Here is a 12811-nt window from a genome sequence, read left to right as displayed (position 1 = left end):
CGTAGCCGATCAACCGGCGGCGGAAGATCAGGGCGGTCTGGCCGACGGACGGATGTAGCGCCGCTGACAGTGGCGATTCTGTGTCCGTCTTGCTGATCGTTGAGGTGGACGAGATGGGCTAGAAGTTGGGGGATGGAGTTGCCCGCAGCGAACGGATCTTCCAAGCCTAGTGTCCGTATATCAGTCGGTTCGACCCCGCCTACTGCAAGCCCGGTACCGGCGCTGAGGCTCTGGGGCATCCGCCGGTCAATGACTTCGGCGGTTGTAGCCGTGTTGGCGCTTGTCGGCGCGTTGGTTGCTGCGGCGCTGTGGTACGGGGGCTGGCCTGGCATCCAGCGGGATGGAACCGTCACAGTCGCGACGATTTTCGAGCTTCTGAAGCTCGTCTTCGCCGTAGTAGCGGGCATCGGAGGCGTCGCGGCCCTGGTGGTCGCCTACCGTCGGCAGCGGGTTGCGGAGCACACGAACGCGCTCGCCGAGTTCGCCCACCAGTTGGCGCACACGGCTGACTTGCGAGCCGAAGTCACCAAGGCCCTCGCTGAGGCTGCTGACGAACGGGCGAAGATCGAGACGGACCGCAATGGCATTCGCCTGTTCAACGAACGCTTCGCCAAGGCATCGGAGCAACTTGGGTCGGAGAAGGCTGCGGTACGTCTGGCCGGTGTCTACGCCATGGCAGGCCTTGCAGATGACTGGCGGGAAGGGCGACAAACCTGCATCGACGTCCTCTGCGCCTACCTTCGCATGCCCTACGACCCACCGGAAGCTCGGAGCGAAGCGCCAACCCCGGCTAATGAACAAATCTTAACGGTGGACGTGGAGAGTGACCGGCGTGCTCGCGAGGAGCGCGAGGTACGTCATACCGTCATTCGTCTCATCGGTAGGCATTTACGTCTCGGGATTGAAGATGCGGCATCATGGGGCGGCTTTGACTTCGACTTCACCGGCGCGGTTCTCGACGGTGGCGACTTCTCGCGTGTGACGTTCAGTGGCGGACGGGTGTCCTTCGATGGGGTTAGGTTCAGTGGCGGGCGGGTGTCCTTCCTCGCGGCGAGGTTCACTGGCGGGGACGTGTCCTTCAACAGGGCGACCTTCACTGACGGGGAGGTGTCCTTTTCCCACGCGCAGTTCAGTGGCGGAGACGTGTCCTTCGAAAGGGCTGGGTTCAGTGGCGGGCGGGTGTCTTTCATCGGAGCGAGGTTTAGTGACGGCGAAGTGTTCTTCGGCGGGGCTACGTTCAGCGCTGGGGAGGTGTCCTTCAACCGGGCGTGGTTCAGTGGCGGACTGGTCTACTTTGGTGGCGAAACGTCCGGAGACGAGGCGACGTTTATTGGTGGGCGAGTGTCCTTCCGCAGGGCGAGGTTCGATGGCGGAGAGGTGAGCCTCGAAGGAGCGGCGTTCAAAGTGCCGCCCACCTTCGATACTTGGCCGAACGGAATTCCTCCGCATGGTCTGTCCCTGCCAGAGGGTGAGCGTGGGCAAATGGTGGGCCGTTGACCGAACGGTGTTGGCGTATGGGGGATAAACAGCAGCTCAACGGCGTAGAGCGAGGCAAGATCGCGGACGCCCTGTAAATCCGTCGCGAAAGCTTCAGAGGTTCGAATCCTCTACCCGCCACCAGGTGCGAGAACGGCCCCTGACCAGCAGGAATGCTGATCGGGGGCCGTTTCCGTTGATCTAGGGAAGTCCGGCTGAGTCCAGCCGTTTTTTGACGACTGGTTGTGCGCCTCGTGGGTCGTGTGGATCAGGAACAGCGGCGAGCGCATGCAGCAATCCGCCGGGTTCACCGTCGGTGACTGGCCCTGCCTCGGTGATGGAGGCGGTGCTGCTACGGCAGTGCAGGGATGAGAGATGATGCCATCGGCGGGTGGGGTCTTCCTCGGAGTCGTGAAGCGTCGCAACTCCATGATCACCGATGCGGCCTCACCCGCTTCTTGCGCCTCCATAGAGGCCGAACTCGTCTCGAGACTCCTGGTCAACGGACCGCTGGCCGACTATGCAATCGCCCTGGGTGGTCCCGTCGTTGCTGGGGACGTGTCGCTGTTCCTGAGTCCGCTTCGAGGCCGGATTCAAACCGACCGGCACCGCGTGTCCGCGTCCCCGGGGGCGCGGACACGTTAGCCGGTCGTGCACGTCGTACTCGATCACGACCTGGCCTTGCGCGACTGGGCCGTTGCCCTGGCCGGCTCGGTCGCGCTGCTGCTCGCCTCGTGGGCGCTGCTGATCCTGCTGGCCCGCCGGCTCCCACCCGGCCTGCTGCGGGACCTTGCCGCCTTCATCCCGGACTGCGTCACCATGGTCCGGCGGCTGCGCCGGGATCCCCGGGTGCCCCGCCGGGCGAAGCTCGCCGTCCTGCTCGCCGGCCTGTGGGTGGCCAGCCCTGTCGACCTGATCCCCGAGTTCCTGCCCGTCATCGGCCCCCTCGACGACATCGTCGTGGTGGTGCTCGCCCTGCGCTACGCCGGCCGGCAGGTGCCCCGGGACGTCCTGCTGGCCGCCTGGCCGGGCGAGACCCGTCTCATCGAGCGGCTTCTCGGCGCGCCGTCAGCCTCGTAGGCGATGTCTGCGCTACCGCCGGGCGGCTGGTGCTCCGCTGGCGTGCCGACTCGTAGAGCACTACGGTCGCGGCGGCCGCCGCGTTCAGGGAGCTGGCGGCCCCGGACATCGGGATCCGGACGAGCTGGTCGCAGGACTCCCGCCAGCCGACGCTGAGACCGGTGGTCTCGTTGCCGATCAGGAGCAGCGTGGGCTGCGTGAGGTCGTACTCGGCGGCATCCAGCGTGCCGTGCTCGTCGGCGCCCACGACGCCGATGCCGATGCCGTTGGCGCGAAGGTCGGCGACCCAGGACAGCACGGCCTGGGGTACGGGCGCCCGGACCACGGGCAGAGCGAACAGCGAGCCGGTACTCGCCCGCACCACCTTCGGGTCGTACACGTCGGCGGCATGGCCTGTGACGATCACGCCGGACGCGCCGAAGGCGTCCGCGGACCGGATGAGGGTCCCGATGTTGCCGGGGCTGGTGGGCCGGTCGAACACGACGGTGAGCATGGTCGGCCCGGCCGGGATGCGGCGCAGGTCGTCCTCCGGCAGCCCGACCACGGCCAGCAGCTCCGGAACCGCGTCCGCCTTGCCTCCCAGCTCGTGCATCAGTTCACGGGAGACGGCGAACTTCTCGGCCCGGACCGTGTCCAGGGCCTCACGTGCCCAGCCGGACAGCTGAACGTCGGTGTCGTAGAGCAGCTCCCGGATTTGCCAGCCGTGTTCGATGGCCATGGCGATCGGGCGTACGCCCTGCACGAGGAACTCGCCGCGGCGCTGGCGCTTGGTCCGATTGCGCAGCAGAGCCTCCCACTGCTGGAATCGCGCGTTGCGGCCACTCACCCGCACCTTCACCGCCTCCCTTGCACGTCAGGGCCGGGGGTGTCCTGCCCGAGTCCTCGGCGGATCGCGATTTCCACGGGCGAGTACGCGCCGTCGGCCCGTTCCAGCTCGTACGGCGCGGCCGGCATCAGCGGCGGCTGGGCCATGAAGCGCGGCCGCGTCCCGTGGTGCGGTTGCGCCGCGTGCACCAGGAACGGATGGCACAGGAAGACATCGCCCGGGGACCCGGTGGCCAGGGCGAGTGGCCGGTGGTCGGACGCCGCCACCAACTCGGGCGCTAGGTCCAGCCCGCTCGCCCCGTCCTCCCCGTACTTCTCCAGCACCTTCGGCACGTCGAGGTGTGAGCCGACGCGGATCCGGGTCGGGGCGTCCTCCTCGCCGACCGCGCTGAACAGGAACAGCATCAGCAGCGCCCGGCCCCGGGAGTGCAGATTCGTGAAGTACCAGGTCGCACCCTCCGGCAGGTAGCTGCCCTCGATGTGCCAGCCCGCGTCGTTCGGCTCCTCCTGGTGCGGGAAGCGCAACGGGAACGTGCCCAGCGAGTAGCGCGGCTCCCAGCGTCCCGCGCCGACGAGCAGGTCGTACGCGTGATGGAGGAACGGGGAGTTGGGTGCGGCGGCGAACGGCCCCTGCGCCATGCCGGGCACCCAGTGCACGGGCTGCGTCCACGTGGCGGGGTCGTCCGGGTCGCAGCCCGTCTCCTGCCACAGCAGCCGCGCGCAATCCGCGGCCACGCGCGGTGCGACGGCACCCGCCAACTTCACGAAGCCGTCGCGAAGGAACCGGGATACCAGGGTCGTGTCATCCATGGCCCCATCCTGCGGCGACACCGATCCCGATCACCCGACACTTTCCGCGCCGCTTCTGTCGGGTGTGCCGCAACAGCGCCCGGACACGATACGCAGGCCCTGTCGCACCGCAGCACAGCTCAGGTTCCGCCCAACTGTCGAAGGGAGCGAACCCATGGAGACGCGCATCGTCGACCGTCCCGCGTTCCGGCTCGTGGGACACGCTGCCCGGGTTCCGCTGATCCACCGAGGCGTCAACCCGTACATCGAGCGGCACATCGCCGCGCTGCCGGCGGAGGAGCACCTGCGGTTGAAGGCGCTCGGCGACACCGACCCAAGCGGGCTGCTCGCCGTCTGTGACGACGTCGACGCGGACTACGACGAGGGCAGCGAGCTGACCTACCTGCACGGGGTCGCCGTGTCCCCGCGTACGCCGATCCCGGACGACCTCGACGTCATCGAGGTCCCGGCCGGCCGATGGGTGGTCATCCGGGCCGCGGGTCCGCATCCGCAGACCCTGCAGGAGACCTGGGCCACGGCCGCCGCCGAGTGGTTTCCCTTCCACCCGTGGCGGCTGCGGCCGGGCCCGGAGATCGTCGCGGTGCCCGAGCCGACGAACAACCTCAGCGCCGCGACCCGTGAACTCTGGCTGCCCGTCGAGCCGGCGTAGCTGACGACCCAGTAGGCGACGTAGAGGCCGAGCAGCACGTATCCGTGCCAGCGCCCCGGGCCGTGCTGGGTGACGAACAGTCGGCCTCGCCCTCGGCGGGCACTCCTTGATGTGGCGATCGAGCAGCCGCGCCAGCGCGGGTAGCGTTGGAACGTCCCGGGTAGCAGCCCTGGCGTGGTGCTTGAGCCCTCGATCTTCGGCCGTGTCGTCACCGTCGCTCCAGTACCGGCCATGGCGACCGTCGAGCCGTTTAGGCGCAGCACGCCCCCACCCGCCGGACTTGGCAGTCCGCTTGTACTCATTTTCGCGCAGGTGAAGCATCCCCTCGGGACGCAGCGCGGACCAGCGCGGCATCGGCGAGCGCGGTCAGGTCGACGGCGCTCCTCCACCCGGGAACGGACACGCACGGCTCAAGGTGGAGGAACCGGAGGCCAGAACCTTGCCGGATGGTGGTAAGGAAACGTGTTCGCAGCGACAAGTAGGGGTGTGAGACCACCACCTGGAGGATCGGTGCCGGATGTGCGGAGGACGGCCGCAGACCGTCAGCGCCTGACTGACTTGTTCTGTCGACACGGCGACGCGGTCTTCGCGTACGCCAATCATCGACTGGGCGGCGAGGATGCGCGGGACCTCGTGAGCGAGGTGTTCGCCGTGGCGTGGCGCCGTTTGGCAACCATCAAGGAAGGCCAGGAACGGCCCTGGTTGTTCGGGGTCGCGCGACGGCTGGTGTTGCAGCATCGGCGCAGTCGCGCGGGTCACGCGGCGTTGCAGGTGCGCCTGCACTTGCAGGCCCAGGCCGACGAGACTGGGTACGGTCCGTCCGCCTCCCAACGAGCTGACGTGATGGCGGCATTGGCGGAACTGCCAGAGATCGACCGCGAGGTGTTGCTGCTGCGGTACTGGTACGACTTCAACGGCAGAGAATCAGCGAAGGTGCTGGGGTGCACCGCGGCGACGTTTGCCGTGCGGTTGCACCGGGCTCGTCGCCGCTTCGAGGACGCATACGGACGTCGGCGGGTAGAGCCGAAATCGTCTCCGATCGGCGGTCTGACCGCGTACACGAGGGGGCTGGAGTGAAGCGCTACGACGCAGCAACCGAAGGCCTGATCAATCGCACCCGGCCCAGCGCCCGGGTCATGTTCACGACAAGCCCTCAGGGACAGGCGATGCTCGCTCGCATCCTCGAAATGCCGCAGCAGCCCGAGAAGAGGTCCCGGAAGAGGCGTTTGGGCATCGCTGTAGCGGCTGCCGCCGGGGTTCTGGCCGCTGGTGGCGCGACCGCCGCGATCGGTGGTTACCATGCGCCGACTGCGCCACCGGAGGCAATGCCTGAAAATGATATGGCCTTTGTGTGCGCCACAACCGGTATGCACCGGATGGGGGAAACGGTGGCGAGAGTTGGCGAGACTCCGGTCGATGCATGCCGGAGGTCGTGGAGCCGGATCTTTGGTGTCAAGGCACCAGTCCACCTGTATGCCTGTGTGCAACGTATCGAGGCGATCCCTTCTCCGAGAAGTAGCGCCTCCCCCTCTCCCTCTTCCGAGACAAGGTGGGGGAAGCTTGTGTACGTCATCGACGGCGAGCAGTTCAAGAACCCATCCGAGACGTGTGGATCGGTCAAGATGTTCGTAGCGCCGGCAGGCGACTGAACGGGCGTGCCGGGGGGACGGCAGGTGCGACCCCCCGGCACTAGAGGAAGATTGGCCTACGGGTAGTTGGGCGTCCAGGGGGCGCCGTGGTGTACCTGGCGGCTTGGCTCTGGCGATGGATGAGACGTGGGGCCAGATCAGTCATGGTCGAGCCTTCACCCGGGGCCGCTCGCGACGACGCTCGGGATGTCTGGACGATGCCGACGGACGAATGAGAGAGCGGGACATCGTGAAGCTCGTGGTGCCCGGGTGACGGGGAGAAAGGGTCCACAGCAGACGGTCGATCCTGCGGCCTGAGGTGCTTCTCTCGGTGCTTGCGGGTGTGGGCCTGGGAATGGCGGCGTTCGCTGCCGACCTCGCGCCGGAAGCTGTGAGCAGGTTCCTTGTGCCGGCCTTCAGCTCGGGGTTCGCCTGGGGCCTGGTAGCCCTCGCTGTGAGCCTGATCGGCTGCGGGTTTCGCCCCCGGACAGGTACGGGTTGGGTGAGTTTCTGGCGTGTTGTCGATCGGGGGGTGGGCCGTTCGTGTAGCTGGTGAAAGGCCGGTGAAGGGCCGGCCGCTTACCCGGGGAGACCGTTGATGGGCAAGGTCGTCGTAGTTGAGAACGTGACGCTCGACGGGGTCATGCAGGCACCAGGCGGCGCCGACGAGGACGTGCGGGGAGGTTTCCCGCACGGCGGCTGGGCCCACCCGTATGCCGACCAGGTCTTGGCCGAAACGATGGGCAAGGGCATGAGTGAGGACGGCGGGATGCTCTTCGGCCGCCGCACCTACGAGCAGTTCTACGGCTTCTGGTCGAAGCAGACCGATGGCAACCCGTACACCGGGGTCCTCAACCGGAAGCACAAGTACGTCGCCTCGCGCACCCTGGCCGGGCCACTGCCGTGGGAGAACTCGTCGCTGCTGGAGGGCAATGCGGTTGAGGCCGTGGCCGGGCTCAAGCGCGTTGTCGTGGGCGATCTCGTGGTGCTCGGCAGCGGCGGGCTGGTGCGGTCGCTAGCCAAGGTCGGCCTGATCGACGTCTACACGCTGTTAATTCACCCGCTCACGCTCGGCACGGGGATGAAGTTGTTCGCCGAGGGCGAGGACGCCTACGGCACGATGGAACTGGTCGAGACCGTGCCGACGACGACGGGCGTGATCATCGCGACCTACCGACCTACCACCTGAGAGACCCGAGATGAGGCAGTACCTGCTCAGCGTCTTCCAGCCCGACGGCGACCCGCCGGCGCCCGAGGTTCTCGCCCCGATCATGGCCGATCTGGGTGCCCTGGCCGAGGAGATGCGCGCCGCCGGAGTCTGGGTTTTCTCCGCAGGCCTCCACCCGGCCAGCACCGCCACGGTCGTCCGCGACCGCGACGGCGAAACGCTGTTCACCGATGGCCCGTTCACCGAGGGCAAGGAGCACCTCGGCGGTTTCACGATCATCAACGCGCCCGATCTCGACGCCGCCCTGGTGTGGGGCGCCAGGATGGCCCACGCCTCCACCCTTCCGGTCGAGGTGCGGCCCGTCGCATGAGGGGCGACATCGGCCGAGTCTTCCGGGAGGAGTACGGCCGCGCGGTCGCAGTCCTGGTCCGCGTCTTCGGCGACATCGACGTCGCCGAGGAGGCGGTCCAAGACGCGTTCGCCACGGCCGTGCAGCGCTGGCCGGTTGACGGGGTGCCGACCAGTCCGGCCGGTTGGATCATCACAACTGCCCGCAACCGGGCGATCGACCGCCTGCGCCGCGAGTCGACGCGGGCCGATCGACACGCTGCGGCGCTGTTGTTGCGGGCGCCCGACGACGCATCCGCTCCTGGACAGGAGAGTCCCGTGCGCGACGACCGGCTCCGCCTGATCTTCACCTGCTGCCACCCGGCGCTCGCGCCCGCCGCCCGCGTCGCGCTCACCCTGCGGCTGCTCGGCGGACTCACCACCGCCGAGATCGCGCGCGCGTTCCTCGTGCCCGAGCCGACCATGGCCCAGCGGCTTGTCCGCGCCAAGGGCAAGATTCGCGACGCCGGCATCCCGTACCGCGTGCCCCGCGAAGCCGACCTTCCCGACCGCCTCCGCGGGGTCCTCGCCGTCGTCTACCTGATCTTCAATGAGGGCTACACCGCAAGCTCCGGCGACGACCTCACCCGCGACGACCTGAGTGCCGAGGCCGTACGGCTCTGCCGCCTGCTCGCGGCGCTGATGCCCGACGAGCCGGAGGTGCTCGGCCTGCTTGCGCTGATGCTGCTGATCGAGTCGCGGCGACCGGCGCGCATCGGCCCCGGCGGCGACCTCGTGCGGCTTGACGACCAGGACCGCACACTCTGGGACCGCGCGCTGATCGCGGAGGGCCAGGACCTGGTCAGACGGTGCCTGCGCCACGACCGGCCCGGCCCCTACCAGGTGCAGGCCGCCATCAACGCCGTGCACAGCGAGGCCCCAGCGGCCACCGAAACCGACTGGCCGCAGATCCTCGCCCTGTACGACCACCTGACAGCGCTGACACCCGGCCCTGTCGTCGCGCTGCACCGCGCGGTCGCGCTCGCCGAGGTGCGCGGCCCGGCTGCCGCCCTGCCGCTAGTTGACGCCCTCGAAGGCATCGACCGCCACCACGTGTTCCATGCGGTGCGCGCCGACCTGCTGCGCCGACTCGGCCATGCCGAGGAGGCCGCGGCGGCTTACGAGCGCGCAGCCTCGCTCACCGGCAACGCCGCCGAACGCCGCTACCTCCACGGGCGCGGCGTCGCGCCCTCCGATTGAGTCCACAGACCTGATCTGGTCTGCGGGGGCGCTTGTGGCGACCCGCCCCGGGCATGGCCCCTGCCCGAGGGCTGATCCCGCAGCGGGTACGTGCCACCGACGTACCCGGTCAGCCGTTCTTCACCTGGGCGAGCTGCACGAGGAGCTGGACCACGTCGTACGCCTCGGCCGGTGAAGGGGGAGGGCCGGCCGGGCGGCCGGGGGCGATCGCGTCGACGGCCCGTCGGCGCCTTCAAGGGGGCGGACCGCCGACGCGGGGTGGGGAACGGCCGGGTGGGGGTCCGGAAATGAAGGTCCCTTTCGATATCCGCTCCACTGTGCCGTGCCGCCCGGATAAAGCGCCATGCGACTTTAGACGCACTCAATGAGTTTCCGTGATTGGCGCGCTTGGTCCGAGTGTTCGCCAAATGAAGCAGGGCGTGGAACCCGGGAACGTGGGGGTATCACCCCGCCAGGCAGGGCGTCCTGCCGATCGGTCGGACTTGTTGCCGTCCAGGCGGAGCCAGGCCACCGAGGGCTTTGTTGCCCTCAGTGCGTGTGGCACCATCATGGAATCTTCACGCCCCCCGTGCTGCCCGTTTCGTGACAGGAGCCCCACAGATGCCTACTCAAAAGCTGGGTCGGCTGCTCGGCATGACCCTGATGCTCTTCGCGCTCGCCTCCGGCGTCGCCTCGGTTGCCGGTTTTCCGGACGCCGGCGTGGCGACCCTCGAGTTCGAGTGGAGCTAGGTTCTTCGCGGTTCGTTTGACACCCGCCGTCGCTCGGGTCACCGGGCGACGGCGGTAGCGACCGGGCATCGGCGCGGAGTTCACTCTCAGTGACGACAAGGGAGCAGGATGACGAGCCGTGCGGCAGCCGGGCGACGACGCGGGACTGACCTGGCCTGGTTGATAACCGGGCCGCTGGCGTTCCTGGCTGTCATCTGCTGCCTGCTGATCGCGCTGGTCGAGCGGGAGCCGTACGGCGAGTGGGGCCTTGGTCTGCTGCTGCTCACCGCCCTGTTCGCCGCCCACCTGCCGGTCCTGAGTTTCGTCGTCAGGCGGCAGACGTTCTCGGCCACGATCACCGAGATCCCGCTGGTCCTGGCGCTGTACTACCTGCCGCCGCTGACCCTGGTGCTGGTTGCCACCCTTGCCGCGCTGATCGCCCAGCTCCGGCGCCGACTCGGCCCGGCCAAGTTCGCCTTCAACGTCGCCCGCTCCGCCGCGGCGACCTCCCTTGCCGCCCTGGTCCTGCTGGCGCTCCCCCCGATCAGGGGCGTGGGGCCCGGCACCTGGGGCATCCTCTTCGCGGCGGTCAGCACCATCACCCTGGTCACCCTCGCCGCCGTGGTCGGCGTGATCACCCTGCTCCAGGGCTCGCAGGCCGGGCTCGAGGTGGTCCGCACGTCCACCGTGCCGCTGCTGGTCGCCGGAGTGAACGCCACCGTCGGCCTGATCATCCTGCTCGCGTTGACCGCCACCTACTGGTCGCTGCTGGTGCTCGGGGCGCTCGCGGTGACGGTGGCCGTGGTCTACCGGGCCTACGCCCACTTCCTCCGCCAGCACCGCACCCTCGCCGACATCTACGAGCTGACCCGGGCCATGACCGGCAGTGGCCAGGACGGCACGTTGCCGGACGCGCTGCTCGGCCGGGTCCGCGCCCTCATGCAGGCCGAGTACGCCACCCTGTGGCTGCCCGCCCAGGGCCGACACCCGGAGGTGCTGCTGACCGCCCGGGTCGACGGGCGCGGCCTGCTCGACTTCTCCAAGATCCCGGGGGCGGTCCGGGAGCGGGTCGTGCAGCAGCGGCAGACCGCCGCGCTCGGCGCCCGGCTCGGCGGCGACCGGGAGCAGCTGGAAATGCTGCGGACCGCGCCCGCGAAGGACGCGATCATCGTGCCGCTGCGCTCGGGGGAGGCGGTGATCGGCACCCTGGAGGTGGTCAACCGGCTCAGCAGCCTCGGTCACTTCACCCCGGCCGACGTGCCGGTGATCGAGACGGTGGCCGCGCACGCGGCGGTGGCCCTGGAAAACTCCCGGCTGGTCGACCGGCTGCGGCACGACGCTTACCACGACACGCTGACCAAGCTGCCCAACCGGCGGAGGATCAGCGGCGCGCTCGACGAGGCCGTGAAGATCCGAGCCCCGGGCGAGGTGGTCGCCGTGCTGCTGTTCGACGTGGACGGGCTGCGTCAGGTCAACGAGTCGCTCGGCCACGCCGCCGGGGACCAGGTCCTCGCCGAGGTCGCCGTCCGGCTGCGCGCCTCCGCGCCGTCGTCGGCCCTGGTCGGTCGGGCCGGCGGCGACGAGTTCCTGGTGACGCTGCGGCTGGAGAACGCCGACGTGGCGCTGGAGTTGGCCGCGCGGCTGCGCGAGGAGATCCGTGCCGAGATGGTCTTCGACGCGTTCACCCTCGACGTGGACACCGCGGTCGGGGTGGCCGTGCACCCCGATCACGGCAGCGACGCGGCGACCCTGTTGCAGCGGGTCGACCTGGCCGCATCGGCGGCGAAGTCCATGCCTGGCAGCATCCAGCTGTTCAACCCGGCCCTGGAGTCCCGGTCGCTGCGCCGGCTCGGCCTGGCCGGCGACCTGCGCAAGGCCCTCGACGACGGCGAGCTGGAGGTCTATTTCCAGCCCAAGGTGACGCTGCGGGACCGCCGGCTCGTCGGGGTGGAGTGCCTGGCCCGCTGGGAACACCCCGCGCACGGCGAGGTCGCCCCTGAGGACTTCGTGGCGGTGGCCGAGCACACCGGCCAGCTCGGCCGCCTCACCGAGGTGGTGCTGCGGGAGGGGCTGCGGCGCAGCCGGGACTGGACGCACACCGAGCAGCCGCTCGCCGTCGCGGTCAACCTCTCCGCCCGTACGCTCACCGACCGGCACTTCCCCGACCAGGTGCGCGAGCTGCTGGCCGAGTACGACGTCCCACCGCAGCGGCTCACCTTCGAGATCCGCGAGGCCGGGGTGCTGGACGGCACCGACCGCCCGATTCCGACCCTGCGCCGGCTGCGCGACCTCGGCGTCCGGCTGTCGGTGGACGACTTCGGCACCGGATCGTCCTCGCTGGCCTACCTGCGCCGGCTGCCGGTGCACGAGGTGAAGGTCGACCGGTCGTTTGTGCAGGGCATGGCGACGGACCCGAGTGATCTGGCCATCGTCAACGCGGTGGTGACCCTCTCCCAGCAGTTCGGCCTGGCGGTGGTGGCCGAGGGTGTGGAGAGCGAGCTGACCCTGGAGTTGCTCCAGGACATCGGCTGCGAGATCGGCCAGGGTTTCCTGTTCAGCCGCCCGCTGCCGTACGAGCGGCTGGAGGCGTGGTTCGGGGCCCAGTTGGAGTCCGAGGCGCTCGTCGGCCCGGACGTCCGCCGGCTGCGCGTCGTCCCCTGAGGCGCTGCCCCCGAAGGCCGCTCACCTGGGCGGACGTTCACCCGTCCGACGGCGGGGGGATCCGATTTCACCTCCGGGGTGGGGCCGTGTACTCTTACTCCTGCGCGGCCACCGGGTGATCGTGCAGGCCCCCTTAGCTCAGTCGGCAGAGCGTCTCCATGGTAAGGAGAAGGTCTACGGTTCGATTCCGTAAGGGGGCTCAAAGGGTCCGGCTGGACC

12 protein-coding genes and 1 tRNA gene are annotated in these 12811 nt (G+C 69.1%); 11 read left to right on the top strand and 2 right to left on the bottom strand.

The features are described from left to right. The first annotated feature begins 270 nt into the window (after positions 1 to 270). A complete protein-coding gene (locus ACQPZO_RS27300) occupies positions 271 to 1497 on the top strand; it encodes a pentapeptide repeat-containing protein (protein WP_433344751.1) in 1227 nt (408 codons plus the stop codon). A 660-nt stretch (positions 1498 to 2157) separates the two neighbouring features. Continuing rightward, positions 2158 to 2556 (top strand): YkvA family protein, encoded by a 399-nt coding sequence (locus tag ACQPZO_RS27295; RefSeq protein WP_433351288.1) that lies wholly within the window; start codon positions 2158 to 2160, stop codon positions 2554 to 2556. Here the strand turns inward: ACQPZO_RS27295 and ACQPZO_RS27290 are convergent. Both ACQPZO_RS27290 and ACQPZO_RS27285 read right to left on the bottom strand, forming a co-directional pair. After that, positions 2519 to 3388, bottom strand: coding sequence for a TrmH family RNA methyltransferase (locus ACQPZO_RS27290; RefSeq protein ID WP_433344750.1), 870 nt, complete (start codon positions 3386 to 3388; stop codon positions 2519 to 2521). The two genes, ACQPZO_RS27295 and ACQPZO_RS27290, sit on opposite strands and share 38 nt — an antisense overlap. Positions 3389 to 3390: 2 nt before the next feature. Beyond that, on the bottom strand, positions 3391 to 4191 hold the full coding sequence (locus ACQPZO_RS27285) for a phytanoyl-CoA dioxygenase family protein (RefSeq protein ID WP_433344749.1): 801 nt from the start codon (positions 4189 to 4191) through the stop codon (positions 3391 to 3393). A gap of 154 nt (positions 4192 to 4345) precedes the next feature. Between ACQPZO_RS27285 and ACQPZO_RS27280 the strand changes: the two genes are divergently transcribed. The 9 genes from ACQPZO_RS27280 (at position 4346) to ACQPZO_RS27240 (ending at position 12792) form a co-directional block, all read left to right on the top strand. Further along, positions 4346 to 4840 carry a GyrI-like domain-containing protein gene (locus tag ACQPZO_RS27280; RefSeq protein WP_433344748.1) on the top strand — a complete coding sequence of 165 codons (495 nt, stop codon included), beginning with the start codon at positions 4346 to 4348 and terminating at the stop codon, positions 4838 to 4840. Positions 4841 to 5302: 462 nt separating this feature from the next. Further along, positions 5303 to 5917, top strand: a complete 615-nt coding sequence (locus tag ACQPZO_RS27275) for an RNA polymerase sigma factor (RefSeq protein WP_433344747.1) — start codon at positions 5303 to 5305, stop codon at positions 5915 to 5917. Further along, positions 5914 to 6489 (top strand): hypothetical protein, encoded by a 576-nt coding sequence (locus tag ACQPZO_RS27270; RefSeq protein ID WP_433344746.1) that lies wholly within the window; start codon positions 5914 to 5916, stop codon positions 6487 to 6489. The genes ACQPZO_RS27275 and ACQPZO_RS27270 overlap by 4 nt, the downstream gene beginning before the upstream one ends. Positions 6490 to 7066: 577 nt before the next feature. Continuing rightward, positions 7067 to 7657, top strand: coding sequence for a dihydrofolate reductase family protein (locus ACQPZO_RS27265; protein ID WP_433344745.1), 591 nt, complete (start codon positions 7067 to 7069; stop codon positions 7655 to 7657). Between the two features lie 10 nt (positions 7658 to 7667). Further along, entirely contained in the window at positions 7668 to 8006 is a 339-nt protein-coding gene (locus tag ACQPZO_RS27260; protein ID WP_433344744.1) for a YciI family protein, read from the top strand. Further along, the gene (locus ACQPZO_RS27255; protein WP_433344743.1) at positions 8003 to 9223 is read left to right on the top strand and encodes an RNA polymerase sigma factor; all 1221 of its coding nucleotides are present in this window, start codon (positions 8003 to 8005) and stop codon (positions 9221 to 9223) included. Before ACQPZO_RS27260 ends, ACQPZO_RS27255 begins: the two co-directional genes overlap by 4 nt. A 600-nt stretch (positions 9224 to 9823) precedes the next feature. Further along, positions 9824 to 9952 (top strand): hypothetical protein, encoded by a 129-nt coding sequence (locus ACQPZO_RS27250; protein WP_433344742.1) that lies wholly within the window; start codon positions 9824 to 9826, stop codon positions 9950 to 9952. Positions 9953 to 10060: 108 nt separating this feature from the next. Continuing rightward, complete coding sequence (locus ACQPZO_RS27245) at positions 10061 to 12592, top strand: putative bifunctional diguanylate cyclase/phosphodiesterase (protein ID WP_433344741.1); 2532 nt, start codon at positions 10061 to 10063, stop codon at positions 12590 to 12592. Positions 12593 to 12719: 127 nt separating this feature from the next. Continuing rightward, positions 12720 to 12792: transfer RNA gene (locus ACQPZO_RS27240), tRNA-Thr, on the top strand. The last annotated feature ends 19 nt before the right edge of the window (positions 12793 to 12811 follow it).

The sequence above is a fragment of the Micromonospora sp. CA-111912 genome, assembly GCF_050948415.1.
Lineage (GTDB): Bacteria > Actinomycetota > Actinomycetes > Mycobacteriales > Micromonosporaceae > Micromonospora.
Note: the sequence above shows the minus strand (reverse complement) of the source record. Positions and strands in the feature narration are given on the sequence as shown.

Excerpts from the sequence above, each read along its gene's own strand:
- ACQPZO_RS27285 (WP_433344749.1), bottom strand. The coding sequence starts at position 4,191 with ATGGATGACACGACCCTGGTATCCCGGTTCCTTCGCGACGGCTTCGTG.
- ACQPZO_RS27280 (WP_433344748.1), top strand. The coding sequence starts at position 4,346 with ATGGAGACGCGCATCGTCGACCGTCCCGCGTTCCGGCTCGTGGGACAC.
- ACQPZO_RS27265 (WP_433344745.1), top strand. The coding sequence starts at position 7,067 with ATGGGCAAGGTCGTCGTAGTTGAGAACGTGACGCTCGACGGGGTCATG.
- ACQPZO_RS27260 (WP_433344744.1), top strand. The coding sequence starts at position 7,668 with ATGAGGCAGTACCTGCTCAGCGTCTTCCAGCCCGACGGCGACCCGCCG.
- ACQPZO_RS27255 (WP_433344743.1), top strand. The coding sequence starts at position 8,003 with ATGAGGGGCGACATCGGCCGAGTCTTCCGGGAGGAGTACGGCCGCGCG.
- ACQPZO_RS27250 (WP_433344742.1), top strand. The coding sequence starts at position 9,824 with ATGCCTACTCAAAAGCTGGGTCGGCTGCTCGGCATGACCCTGATGCTC.
- ACQPZO_RS27245 (WP_433344741.1), top strand. The coding sequence starts at position 10,061 with ATGACGAGCCGTGCGGCAGCCGGGCGACGACGCGGGACTGACCTGGCC.